Genomic DNA, 11,825 nt, shown 5'->3' with positions numbered 1-11,825 from the left:
AGCTTATCTATACAACTCATACTTGCCAGCCTTACTGGATACGTAAACCGCTGAATTTATGACTATCAGTCAATAAACTCAGCGGTTAGTTTAGGCTCTGTTAAGTATTCATAAATATAAGTATCTATATCTAAGCGCTGACAGATTCTTCTGATATGGCTTTGACTCTATTAGGAACCAATACACTAACGACCACGTAAGTGATGGCTGATGCAGCTGATCCGATAAGAGGCCCCTCTACCCAGCCGACAATACCTGATGTTAAGAGATAACTACTGCAAACAGCACCGACGATAATAGAGGCAATAGCAGCCATCGTTGAGCCTTTATAAAAGATAGTCACCAAAAGTACACCAGATAGAGCTGCCATTAAAGTACCGCTAGAGAATATGCCTAGATAGCTAAGCATCGCTTCAGGTAAGAAGAAAGTAGAAATGAAGGCGATAGCAGCCACAATAGCGACCCACAATCTATTCAGTTTCAATAGTTCAGCCTCAGTGCGAGGTTTATTGTCAAATATAGCCAAACGCAAATCATGTGAGGCAGCAGTTGATAAGGTATGCAAGATAGAGTTTGCCGTAGACTTCATAGCAAAAAGAATAAACAAAGTGATCACACTACCTACCACACTTGGAATAGCATTGGCTAAATACCAAGGCATTGCTTCATCGGGATTGATCAGACCTGGGTTTTTGATACGAACATATAAGCCAACGATAGGCACCAAACTCAAAATACACCCTAGAATGGCCGTATAAAAGCCTGTTTTGGCAATACTAATATTAGATTTCATCGCCAAAAAACGTACTGACATATAAGGCAATGCAGTACTAAAGATAAGCGCATAGACAAATACTAGAAAAACAGAAGCTTTGGCATTACCATATGGGTTAGAACTCTCTGGATTGACAAGGTTTGGATCTATCGCATTCAGCTGCGTCATCATATCTGCTAACGGAATGTCAGTGAACACCTGAACCACTATATAAATGGCAGCGGTAGCCATCCCAATCACCATAAAAGTATCAGTCCAAGCAACAGCGAGCAATCCGCCTGCCATGGTATAAATAGTAATAATCACCAATAAAAGCGCAGAAGCCAGAAGAGGTGAAATGCCGAGCCAGCTACTACCCAACATACCAAGCGCTCTAATCTGAGCCGTCAAAAATACGGTCAAAAATATAACCATGCCCAAAGACGTGACAATACGCAAAGTGCGAGCAGATATTGAATTTCGATCATTACAGTGCAAGTTGACAATAAATTCAGGAATGGTACTACTACCCATCTTCATGGCTCTATTACGCAAATAGACCGCAAAGAATAATACGGCGACGACCATGGCTGGTGCAAAAAAGAAATTACCTAAAAGCTCAATCGTCCCGTATTGGTATGCGGCACCAGGTGAACCCATAAAGCCCCAACCACTAAACCCAGTCGCCACGACAGTACCTGCTATAACAAAAGGCCCTAATGAGCGACCGGCTACTAAAAAACCACTTTCCTCATCTGCTGACATGACTTTTGACGCTTTACTAGCCAATACAATGAGAAGTGCAATTGCTGCTAACAATATCATCCAATTAATAAACATGTCGATTCCTCGTATCGTTTACTACATTACTTGTTATGACGCTCTACGAAGAAATAACTCACTGCCAGTAATAGCGTCAGTACATTAATGGTCAAAAACCAAAATAACGTCCAGCTGTTAAGAAACAGGTCCATAATGTTATTTCCTTAATAAGTAAAATGTGAAAATAATTGCATTGTGCGAGGCGCATCATCATCTATATTGGCGGGCTTAAAATAAGAAACTTATTCATGTTAGCCCACTCAATATAGACAGTATTGATTGATGACACTCCCCTACATTAACGACCGATAATATTATGCTCAGGGCCGTACTTAAAGCCTGTGATATTATCAGCGCCCGTCTCATTGATGACTAAAATGTCATGCTCTCGATAACCGCCAGCACCCGGCATGCCCTCTGGAATCATAATCATCGGCTCCATAGAGATGACCATACCTGGCTCAAGCACTGTTTCAATATCTTCACGTAGCTCAAGTCCTGCCTCGCGTCCATAATAATGGCTGAGCACACCAAAAGAATGTCCATAACCAAAGCTGCGTTTTTCTAATAAGTCGTATTTTGCATAAATTTTATTCAGCTCATGTGCGATATCGCAGCAGCGCACGCCAGGTTTTATAAGCTCAAGACCTGCTTCATGCACTTCACAATTTATCTGCCAGTAGCGTAGTGAATCTGCATCACATTTATCCAAGAACAATGTGCGTTCAAGCGCGGTATAGTAGCCTGCTATCATAGAAAAACAGTTAAGACTCAATATATCACCCGACTGGACACGACGATTGGTTACTGGATTGTGGGCACCATCCGTATTAATACCTGACTGAAACCATGTCCATGTATCCATGAGTTCTACTTGACCAAACTGCTCCCCAATAGCCTTCACCATCGCTTGTGTAGATGCCAAGGCAACTTCGTATTCGGGCACGCCATCATAAACAGCCTGTACCAATGCCGCCCCACCAATATCACAGACCTGAGCGCCCTTTGTTATTAGCGCTATCTCTTCAGAGGACTTAACCATTCTCATGGTCATACATGCTAGGCTAATATCAACAAACTCTACATTGGGTAAAATAGCTTTGAGCTTAGCAAAGCGATCCATTGGTAAATGATCAAACTCAATACCTACACGGCCGTGATGAGGAATTTGTTGAGCAATGGCTTTGAAATAGTTATCACGCTGCCAATCAGTGTAAACAATATTATTGTCGCCCACAGTACGCCGCCAAGGCTGTCCACCATCGATATTAGCAGAGATTGACACGACTTCTTTTGAAGTAACGACTAGTCCATAAGGTCGCCCAAAAGAGCAATATATAAAGTCAGAGTAGTAATTGATGTTATGTATCGAGGTGAAAAGCGCCGCCACAATGCCATGATTATCTAAATACTCACGAAGTTTCTCATGACGATTTGCATATTCTTGATGACTAAAAGTCGGTTGCACTTTCTGGCCGTTTTTAATTTCGATTAGACTTGGGAGATGCAGATTATCTAATGAGCCATCTAAAGAGGTTAGGTTTAATGAATTCATCAATTCTCGAGAAAAATCTGTAGAAGATAACGTGCTAGTAAGGTCTTTTAGTGCTGACATGGAACGTCTCCAAAGTAGGTAATAATTAACTGAGAACACGTTCGATAATAGAGGTAAAATTCATAAGGTATTTTTTCATAAGCGACATTTTATGTTTATAATCGGACATATAGACAAACAACTTAACATTAGCCAGAATTTTAGGTATGTTCTGAAGGCGACAAAAAATGACTCAGATAACGGAAAAGATGATAGACAAGCCTAGGCGTATTGGGTTTCTACTGATTAATGGCTTTACCATGCTCGCGTTCAGCAATATCATTGAGCCACTTCGAATGGCGAATTATGTGAGCGAGCAACTCTTATACTCGTGGGTGGTGGCAGGGTTCGATGACAATAAAACCAGTAGTAGTAACGGTATTAAGTTAAGTCATACTGCACCACTCGACTACTTATTAACCTGCGACTTGGTATTTGTATGCGGAGGACACCAAACAGATTACTTGGAATCTAGTAAGCTCATTACCTTAATTCAGCGATTGGCAGTACGGGATATTGCACTTGGCGGTTTGTGTACAGGAGCGCTAGCATTGGCTGCTGCGGGCTTACTTGAGCAGCAAGCAGCCTCATTGCATTGGGAGAACATCAGCGTAGCCCAAGAAAGCTATCCAGGTGTTATTTTTAATGACCAAATATTTACAATAGCACCGCAGCTATATTCTTGTTCAGGTGGAGCTTGCGCATTGGATATGACTTTACATATCATCAATAAGCATCATGGTCATCATATCGTTTCCAAGATACAAGACATGTTTATTATCACCTCTATACGTGAGCCTACTTACGTACAGCATATGCCCAAGCCAAAAATACTGAGCAGTAGCTATACCAATGTAATAGATGCTATTGCATTGATGAAAACCAATCTTGAAGAGCCTTTAAGCATTAAGGATATTGCCCATCATCTTGGATTATCAAGTAGACAATTACAGCGCATATTTAACAAAAATTTTAGTTGTTCACCGCAACAGTATTACGTGCGATTGCGCCTTGAACACGCCAAATATATTCTTAAACATACTACGCTGCCTATTAGCCAAATCGTATTAGCAAGCGGCTTTATCGATAACAGTGCATTCTCTAGCGCCTTCAAAAAAAACTATGGCATGACACCAAGCCATTACAGGCAAGAGAATCAGCTGATATAACCTATTTTTTATTGACGCAGTACTAGGATGGCTTAACGGTATTCTTTGACTACCCTAAAGACATCAGAAAATCACTTTATGATTATGTTTGATGATCGTGTTAGTAAGCCTTTAATCTAAATGGCAGTTACACAGAATCTAGGATAAAACCTCCAAATTAAAAAAGCCATAAAAGTCATTGCTCCTATGGCTTTACTATTTTTCATATATTGAAACTTAGACTTAGCTTTGAGTGAGCTATGCTGAAGAAACCGTACAACTAAACTTGGTAAACTAAGCGTATTAACCGGAGTTTATCATGACCAAGAAAGTAAGAACCTACAGTGACGAATTTAAAGCCGAAGCTGTTAAAAAGATAGCGGACAACAACGGCAATATTTCAGCGACCGCAAAGCAGCTTGGCATCCCCATGCAAACCTTAACTAATTGGCATAATAAAGCCAATCAAGGCAAACTTATCGGCACAGAACAATATAATCCTGATCTTATAAGTGCTCTTCAAGAAATAAAGCAGCTCAAACGCCAGCTTAAAGTGGCTAAAGAGGAACGCGAAATACTAAATGAGGAGGGATAAAGCGAAGCACCGCTTCGCCCCGACGCAAGATGAGAGCTATGTTCGAATGAGGCCACGGCGTACTTTGCGAATGAGGAACGTTAAGAAACAGTCTGGGAGACTGTTTTAGTGACGCAAGGCGAAGGGCTATGTCCGCAGTGACAGCTAGTCAGGTACGCCTTTATCAAAGATAACCAGCACTTCTTTAGCATCACCACTATGTGCCGTGTGCTAAGTGTTAAGCCATCAAGCTATTACGACTGGCTAAGTCGTCATATCAGCTGTCAGCAGGTACATCGTAATCAGTCTGAGCTACTGGTTAGGGCTGCTCACAGTGAAACTCGTGAGCGCTATGGTATTGAGCGACTGCATGCAAAGCTCATAGAGCAAGGCCATGATATTAGCTTGTACATGGTCAGACGTATCAAAGAAGAACATGGCATAAAATGCCGTCGTCACAAGCGCTTTAAAGTCACCACCAACTCAAACCATAACAAGCTTATCTATCTAAACCGTCTAGAACAGAAATTTAATGCCAATCGCCCTAATGAGGCTTGGGTCAGTGACATCACTTATATTTGGACAGATGAGGGTTGGCTATACTTAGCAGGTGTTAAAGACTTATACACCAAAGAGCTTGTCGGTTACGCTATTAACAAGCGTATGACCGCAGATTTAGTATGCCGTGCACTCAACATAGCGATTAAGAATAAACGACCTACTAAAGGGCTAATCGTTCATTCTGATAGAGGCAGTCAGTACTGTAGCCATGCCTACCACAAGATCATTAAACAGCATCAGTTTACAGGATCTATGAGTGGCAAAGGCAATTGTTTCGACAACGCTCCGATAGAAAGTTTCTGGGGCGTATTAAAGAATGAGTTGGTGTATCACGAAGACTATAAAACAAGATTTACAGCCATCAGCGATATCATTGGCTATATTGAGCTGTACTACAACCAAACGAGGATTCAAAAGGGTTTGAGTTATAAATTGCCAAGACAGATGTGGTTTGACTATTATCGTCAGGCTGCGTAATTAAAATCTCCCAAATTTAAGTCTACGGGATTGACGGCAGGGGTCAATCTTGGTCGCTTTACTTTGATATGGTAAGACTGTCAAATTTAGGGGACTGTAATCAAACACTGGTGTAAATTTTATAAGTATGCCTAACAATACTATCTACTAATGTATTTAAGATCATCACGATAGGCATGTAAATGATAAATTGTAGTGTTATCTTGATTAACGAACAGGACGAACAGCTATGAAAAAAAGGCTAGCAACATTTTTACTGACTGGCATTCTGCTGACAGGGTGTCATAAAGCCATTGTTACTCAAATAAGTAGTTCTCAAAACGTAGTTTCAGCCGTAAAATCAGCTGTTGAAAAAGAATTTGAAGACATTGCAGTACAAGCTAATCAAGGCGATGCTGAGGCTCAATATAGCCTTGCAGTAATGTATGACGAGGGCGAAGGTACACGCGAGGATAACGCTAAAGCCATTGAGTGGTATACAAAATCTGCCAACCAAGGATATGATCTTGCTCAATATAACCTTGCAATTATGTACGACGATGGCGAAGGGGTAGATCAGGATCGCTCTAAAGCTATTGAATGGTTCACAAAAGCCGCTAATCAAGGCTATGCTAAGGCTCAACTTGAACTTAGTAGAACTTACCACAATTACGATGGCAAAGGTACACGTGAGGATTACGATAAGCATATCGATTGGCGCACAAAAGCTGTTAACCAAGGGATTGGTCCGATGAAATTCATCAATGGCGTACCACATCGAAAGAGCGAGCGTGTGCGTCAAAATGATGCCAAAGTCGTTGAGGCGTGGCAGAAATTAGCTAACCAAGGCGATGTTGAGGCTCAATTCAACATTGGTAACGCTTACTACGAGGGTAAAGGTGTACGTCAGGATTATCCTAAAGCTATCGAGTGGTATACAAAAGCCGCTGACCAAGGATATGTTCCTGCCCAATACCAACTTGGAACAATCTATAGCTATGGCGAAGGTGCTCCTCAGGATTATGCTAAAGCCGGTAAGTGGTATCTAAAAGCCGCCAATCAAGGAGATGCTAGATCTCAATATAATCTTGGCATGATGTATCTTAATGGCATAGGCGTACGTCGAAATACAGTTATAGCGAAAAAGTACTTTTCCAAGGCTTGTGACAATGGATATCAATTAGGTTGTAACAACTTGGGTATAAGGACAGAGGATGAATAAAGACTAGGTTATTAGGGAATATCCTAGTCAAAGAATCACAAAGCTAATCTTATCAAGTACACTCAGATGTACACTAATTAAACCCAATAGCCTATAACTATTGAAATCGCTTAGCTACAGGCTAAGATTCAAGTCCTCACTAGGGTACCGAACCAGTGAAAGCACCTGATTAGTTCACCGCAGGTATACGTTTTTCAGACTGATATATAGATAAGGAAATAGATAAGATCAAATGCAATTTATTTTATTCACCCTGTTCAATTTATTTTATTCACCCTGTTCAAGATCTTCTAATATGGCACACTCTGCGTTTTCATTACCTGAGCAATGATCAGCAGAAATCTGTAATAAGCTCACCATATCTTGCAACTGAGCTATTTTTCGGTTTAAAGTTTCTATATGTGTCAGTGTTAATTTTTTAACATCAGCACTCTGCCGATCTGTATTTTTCCACAAATTAAGCAATTCTTTCATCTGTTTGGAGGAAAAACCTAAATCACGAGCCTGTCTTAAAAAGCATAAGTTTTTTATATCTTGATTAGAGTAGATTCGATAACCTGAATTCGAGCGTTTGGCGGTATCAAGCAAACCGATTTGTTCATAATAGCGAATCATTTTGGGAGAGATTCCTGATCGCTCTGACGCTTGACCGATATTCATAACTTTCCTCCTGATATAAAAAGGGTTAAAGCCAAACGGCTACTTTAACCCTATCTTAATATAATCTATGCTTTAATCGCTGGCACCTGAAAGTACTTTAAACGTAAGGCATTACCTAGCACAAAAACAGAGGATAGCGCCATTGCTCCTGCGGCAAAAATGGGTGACAGCAAAATACCAAATGCTGGATATAAAACCCCTGCGGCAATTGGAATCAGGGCAATGTTATAGAAAAATGCCCAAAATAGATTCTGTCGAATATTTTTGATAGTCGCTTTACTTAAAGCAATCGCATTAGGGACGCCTTGTAGACTACCTGACATCAACACCACGTCTGCTGCTTCAATTGCCACATCTGTCCCTGTCCCAATTGCCAGACCGACATCCGCTTGAGCAAGAGCAGGGGCATCATTAATCCCATCACCAACAAAAGCCACTCGTCCATACTGTTGTTGCAGCTGACGTAGTGCATCTACTTTTCCATCAGGCAACACTTCTGCGACCACTTGATCAATATGTAATTTTGCTGCAATTGCTTGGGCGGTATGCCGATTGTCGCCTGTAATCATTGCCACTTTTAAGCCCAGTTGATGTAAACCTGCAATAGCAGTATAAGTGGTATCTTTAATAGGGTCTGCAACGGCAATAATGGCTGCTAGCTTTTGGTCAATCGCGACATAAAGTGGGGTTTTACCTTCTTGTCCTAAGCGTGCAGCCTCATTTTCAAAAGGTGTAACATCAAGCTCTAATTGCTTCATATAACGATCAGCACCAATATGAATGGTTTGACCTGTCACTTCCGCTTTAATCCCTAGTCCGGTCACAGAGTCAAAGGCGGTAATCGGTAATAAGCTGATATTTTGTTGTTCTGCGGCTTGAACAATGGCTACGGCAATGGGATGTTCAGACTTTGCTTCAACCGATGCCACAATACGCAAGACTTGCTCATGTTGAAATCCTTGTTGGACATGAAAATCCGTTAAGGTTGGTTTACCTTCGGTCAAGGTGCCGGTTTTATCGACCGCAATGACTTTAACTTCCTGTAAAGCTTGTAACGCTTCACCTTTACGGAATAAGACGCCCATTTCTGCACCGCGACCTGTACCAACCATAATGGAGGTAGGGGTTGCCAATCCCATTGCACAGGGACAAGCAATGATTAAGACAGCAACGGCATTAACGAGACTAAACGTCAAAGCAGGCTCAGGACCAAGAACAAACCACACAGCAAAAGTCAGAGCTGCTAAGAACATGACCATGGGAACAAACCACATAGTGACTTTATCAACCAATGCCTGAATCGGTAATTTAGATCCTTGAGCCTGTTCAACCATGCGAATGATTTGCGCCAATACCGAAGAGTCGCCAATGGCCGTTGCCCGAAAATTCAATGTTCCATTCTGATTGACCGTCCCTCCTACCACTTGATCACCCACTTGTTTTTTAACAGGAACGGGTTCACCCGTAATCATGGATTCATCAATATAGCTTTGACCTTCAACCACTTCACCATCAACAGGAACACGCTCACCGGGACGAATCTCAACGATCGTTTCTGTGGTTACTTCTGCAATCGGTACTTCATTCACTTGCCCATTATGGTGAACACGCGCTGTTTTTGCCTGCATACCCACTAGATGTTGAATGGCTTGAGAGGTACGTCCTTTGGCTTTTGCCTCAAAATAACGCCCTAATAAAATTAAGCTTACAATCACAGCGGCCGCTTCGTAATAAACATTCACAGTGCCCTCGGGTAGAACTTGTGGAATAAATGTTGCGACTAGCGAAAAACTATAAGCCGCCAGTGTTCCAACCGCGACCAATGAATTCATATCCGGTGCAAAACGCCATAATGCCGGAATACCTTTTTGATAAAAACGTCGCCCTGGAAAGATAAGAACCAGCGTCGTCAAAACAAATTGAATCAACCAGCTTTGTTGCGTGCCGATATTGTCCACGACCCACATATGAAAAGCTGGAATCATATGTGATCCCATTTCTAGAATAAAAACAGGCATGGCTAAAATTAAAGAGATCATTAAATCTCGTTTCAGCTGTTGCTGTTCCGTGGCTTTTTTATCCTGTTGAACACTCACACTTTGCTCAATCTGCTTAGCTGTGTATCCCGCTTTTTTAACGGCTTGAATCAAATCGCTGCTCTGTACTTGAGCGTTGCCTTGTACCCATGCGCGTTCAGTAGCAAGGTTGACGTTTGCTTGTTGTACGCCCTCAACTTTTTTTAATGCTTTTTCTACCCGTCCCACACAGGAAGCACAAGTCATACCTTCTATCGACAGCTCAATCGGCTGAGATGCCAAGATCTTATAACCGGCTCGTTCTACGGCTTTGGTTACTGCGATAAGGTCTAAAGGTTGAGATGAGGAAATCATGGCTTTTTCAGTCGCAAGATTCACCTCAGCATTTTCAACACCTTCAACTTTTTTTAATGCTTTTTCTACTCGTCCCACACATGAAGCACAAGTCATACCCTCAATGGGCAATGTCTCACTATAAAGATAAGACTTACTATTTTCTGAATTCATAACAGCCTCTATCATGTTCAATCTATTATCAACAGCATATAGGTTGACATCATGGTAAGGTCAAGTATATTTTTTCAAAAATGTGTTTGACCTTACCATTATGACAAGGCTTAAGCTTAGTGATGAAATAAAACTTATTTGGAGAAAGGGTATGAAACTATTGATTGCAAATATGAACTGTGGCGGTTGTGCCCGTGGTGTGACAGCAGCTATTCAGAATATCGACTCAAAGGCCAAGGTTAAGATTGATTTAGCAGCCAAAGTGGTCAGTATCGAAACCATCGCCAGTATTGAGCAGATGACAGCTGCTTTAGCAAAAGGCGGTTTCCCTGCACAAGCGCAATGAATCAGCCTTATAAACGCGCAGCCTATCTGTTTGACAGAAAGGACGATGGGCTGAATCACATCTGAAAATATTGACCAGTTGGAGAAAAGCTGGAATGAGCAACTGCATCTTATTGATGCGCTTTAAAAAAGTAATCGCCTGAGTACATTACTCTTTATCCAGAGTAAATCTGCGCCGATACTCACTTGGTGTCAAACCAACAACACGCTTAAATATTTTACGAAACGCACTAACATCACTATAACCCACCTTCCACGCTATTTGCTCAACAGGCATTAAAGAGAACTGTAGAAAGTCTTTTGCACTACCAATGCGTAATCGCTGACAGTATTCTGTTGATGTCATGCCCGTCGCCTTATGGAAACGGCGCAGAAAAGTGCGCTCCTCTAACTGCGCACAACTGGCTAGGGTGGATAAATCAATAACCCGTGCTTCTGTTTTTTGTAGCCAATGCTGCACCTTTAGTATGGCCGCGTCACCATGGGTGAGGTTGGGTGAGAACGCACTGTAATAGCATTGTTCACGCCTTGAGGGGTCAATTAACAATGCACGAGCGGTCTCATTCATCACTTGTGAGCCAAGAAAGCGATCTACCATTCTAAGTCCTAAATCTGTCCAAGCCATCGCGCCACCAGCGGTCACAATATCGCCGTCTTCGATAATAATGCGATCCACATCAAGATCCACATCAGAAAAGCGCTGCTTAAAATCCTCTGCATAACCCCAATGCGTAGTCGCCTTGCGCTTAGATAGTAGTCCTGTTTCGCCCAACAAAAAAGCACCGGCGCAAACAGATGACATTATCACACCTCCTGAATGATGCTCTTTTAGCCATTCAAGCCAAGGTGCTGCTGCTTGCTTTGCAGTAGGCGCCTCTAACGTGGGTGGAATGATGACGGCTTTTAATTTTCCTACACTATCGGGATTGCTCGAAAAAGTGCAGGTAGGCTGCTGCTCAGAACCCGTAATCTCCCAGTGACTGACCTGTAAAGGCAGATCGGTTGTATCTTGACGTTCGGCAGCGATTTTACTGGCCACCATCAGTAAATCAGTTAGCCCAAGGATGGCCGCCATTTGTGCTTTCTCATAGACAATTAAGCCGATTTCAATAGCATATTTTTGATTCATATGTCGTTATTAACCTC

The 11,825-nt window shown here is 41.9% G+C and carries 8 protein-coding genes and 1 pseudogene; 4 read left to right on the top strand and 5 right to left on the bottom strand.

Annotated features, from left to right (window positions below; translation table 11 throughout):
* Positions 1–130 precede the first annotated feature (130 nt).
* Both W234_RS0107240 and W234_RS0107230 read right to left on the bottom strand, forming a co-directional pair.
* Positions 131–1,594, bottom strand: a complete 1,464-nt coding sequence (locus W234_RS0107240; RefSeq protein WP_025646105.1) for a sodium:solute symporter family protein — start codon at positions 1,592–1,594, stop codon at positions 131–133.
* A 280-nt stretch (positions 1,595–1,874) separates the two neighbouring features.
* Complete coding sequence (locus W234_RS0107230; protein ID WP_180952642.1) at positions 1,875–3,131, bottom strand: M24 family metallopeptidase; 1,257 nt, start codon at positions 3,129–3,131, stop codon at positions 1,875–1,877.
* 227 nt (positions 3,132–3,358) lie between these two features.
* Here W234_RS0107230 and W234_RS0107225 point away from each other — a divergent pair, with 227 nt between their 5' ends.
* From W234_RS0107225 to W234_RS0107210, 3 genes and pseudogenes are all read left to right on the top strand, one after another.
* Positions 3,359–4,339, top strand: a complete 981-nt coding sequence (locus W234_RS0107225) for a GlxA family transcriptional regulator (RefSeq protein ID WP_051397418.1) — start codon at positions 3,359–3,361, stop codon at positions 4,337–4,339.
* 298 nt (positions 4,340–4,637) lie between these two features.
* Positions 4,638–5,930: pseudogene (locus tag W234_RS0107215) on the top strand (IS3 family transposase).
* Positions 5,931–6,159: 229 nt separating this feature from the next.
* Complete coding sequence (locus W234_RS0107210) at positions 6,160–7,131, top strand: tetratricopeptide repeat protein (protein WP_025646099.1); 972 nt, start codon at positions 6,160–6,162, stop codon at positions 7,129–7,131.
* A gap of 267 nt (positions 7,132–7,398) precedes the next feature.
* Here W234_RS0107210 and cueR read toward each other — a convergent pair whose 3' ends face one another.
* Together cueR and W234_RS0107200 are read right to left on the bottom strand one after the other, a co-directional pair.
* The gene (gene cueR / locus W234_RS0107205; RefSeq protein ID WP_007394853.1) at positions 7,399–7,791 is read right to left on the bottom strand and encodes a Cu(I)-responsive transcriptional regulator; all 393 of its coding nucleotides are present in this window, start codon (positions 7,789–7,791) and stop codon (positions 7,399–7,401) included.
* A 65-nt stretch (positions 7,792–7,856) separates the two neighbouring features.
* The gene (locus W234_RS0107200; protein WP_025646097.1) at positions 7,857–10,334 is read right to left on the bottom strand and encodes a heavy metal translocating P-type ATPase; all 2,478 of its coding nucleotides are present in this window, start codon (positions 10,332–10,334) and stop codon (positions 7,857–7,859) included.
* A 151-nt stretch (positions 10,335–10,485) separates the two neighbouring features.
* Here W234_RS0107200 and W234_RS0107195 point away from each other — a divergent pair, with 151 nt between their 5' ends.
* Positions 10,486–10,680, top strand: coding sequence for a heavy-metal-associated domain-containing protein (locus tag W234_RS0107195; protein ID WP_025646094.1), 195 nt, complete (start codon positions 10,486–10,488; stop codon positions 10,678–10,680).
* Positions 10,681–10,827: 147 nt separating this feature from the next.
* Here W234_RS0107195 and W234_RS0107190 read toward each other — a convergent pair whose 3' ends face one another.
* Positions 10,828–11,808: a GlxA family transcriptional regulator gene (locus W234_RS0107190; RefSeq protein ID WP_025646092.1), complete on the bottom strand. Its 981-nt coding sequence runs from the start codon at positions 11,806–11,808 to the stop codon at positions 10,828–10,830.
* Positions 11,809–11,825 lie beyond the last annotated feature (17 nt).

Origin of the sequence: Psychrobacter sp. TB15, from assembly GCF_000511655.1 — a bacterium.
Classification (GTDB): Bacteria; Pseudomonadota; Gammaproteobacteria; order Pseudomonadales; family Moraxellaceae; genus Psychrobacter; species Psychrobacter submarinus.
This window is presented reverse-complemented; position numbering and strand designations above follow the sequence as displayed.